Genomic DNA, 1,229 nt, shown 5'->3' with positions numbered 1-1,229 from the left:
GCGCGACGGCCGCGCCGCCCTCGAGCGGGCCGCGGCCGCCGCGCCGGCGACCCGGGCCCTGGTCGCGCGCCTGGCCCCGACGCTGCGGACGCTCGACGGGTCGCTGCTGCCGGCGCTCGCCAAGCCGACCCCGACGCTCGGCCTGCCCTCGTACCTGGCCTTCCTGAACATGTTCGCCGGCGGCGGCGGCGCCTCGCGCTACTTCCAGCCGGCCGATCCGCGCAACGGCCTGCAGCAGGGCGAGGGCCACTTCATGCGCTTCCAGATCCGGTTCCTGACCGGCCTCGGCGTGCCGCTGCCGCCCTGCGCCACCATCAGCGGCCTCGACGCGGGCCTCGGCAAGCTGCTCTCCGGCCTGGAGCTGTGCACGCCATGAGCGCTCGCCGCCGCGTCCTGCGCCCGGCCGGCGGGCCGCTGCCGCCGCTCGGCCGCACCGTCCTGGTCCTGCTCGGGCTCGTCGGCCTGGCGCTGGTCGGCTGGGTCCTGCAGATCAACCGCGCCTGGCCGTTCGAGGGCGCCGGCTACACCGTGCAGGCGACCGTCGCCGACGCCGGCGGCCTGCGCGAGAGCGACGAGGCGATGGTCACGATCGCCGGCGTCGACAGCGGCCGGGTGACCGGGATCGCGCACCGCGACGGGCGCGCCGTGCTGTCGCTGCGACTCGACCACGGGACCGCCGGCAAGCTCCACGCCGGGACCCGCGCGACGATCCGGCCCCGCTCGCAGCTCGGCGACCTGGTCGTCGAGCTGACCCCCGGTCGCCGCGACGGCCGCGCGCTGACCGACGGCGACCGGATCGGCGTCGACGCGACCGCGGCCAGCGTGCCCTTCAGCCGGGTCGTCTCGACGCTCGACGCCGACACCCGCACCTACCTGCAGCTGCTGGTCGGCCAGCTCGATCAGGGCGTCGGCGGCAGGCGCGGACGGCCGTTGGCCGCGGCGCTGCGGCAGATCGAGCCGCTGACCCGCTCGGCCGACGCCGTCACGGCCAAGCTCGCCCGCCGGCGGCTGCTGCTGGAGCGGCTCGTCGGCCACCTCGACGTGCTCTTCTCGACCGTCGGCCGCCGCGACGAGACCCTGCGGCGGACGATCGCCGCCGCCCGCGCGACCCTCGCGGTCGGCGGCGCGCGATCCGCCGACCTGCGCCGCACCGTCGCGGCGCTCCCGGAGACCCTGGCCGCGACCCGCGACGCCGTCGGCGCCGTCGAGCGGCTCGGCGGCGACCTCGA

2 protein-coding genes are annotated in these 1,229 nt (G+C 77.9%); both read left to right on the top strand.

Annotated features, from left to right (window positions below):
* Nucleotides 1-376, top strand: a 376-nt coding sequence (locus tag PAI11_RS27155) for a hypothetical protein (protein WP_040599927.1), incomplete at its 5' end; no start/stop codon positions are given.
* Nucleotides 373-1,229, top strand: an 857-nt coding sequence (locus PAI11_RS11165; RefSeq protein ID WP_040599926.1) for an MlaD family protein, incomplete at its 3' end; no start/stop codon positions are given. The genes PAI11_RS27155 and PAI11_RS11165, both read left to right, overlap by 4 nt.

Origin of the sequence: Patulibacter medicamentivorans (assembly GCF_000240225.1) — a bacterium.
GTDB classification, from domain to species: domain Bacteria; phylum Actinomycetota; class Thermoleophilia; order Solirubrobacterales; family Solirubrobacteraceae; genus Patulibacter; species Patulibacter medicamentivorans.
This window is presented reverse-complemented; position numbering and strand designations above follow the sequence as displayed.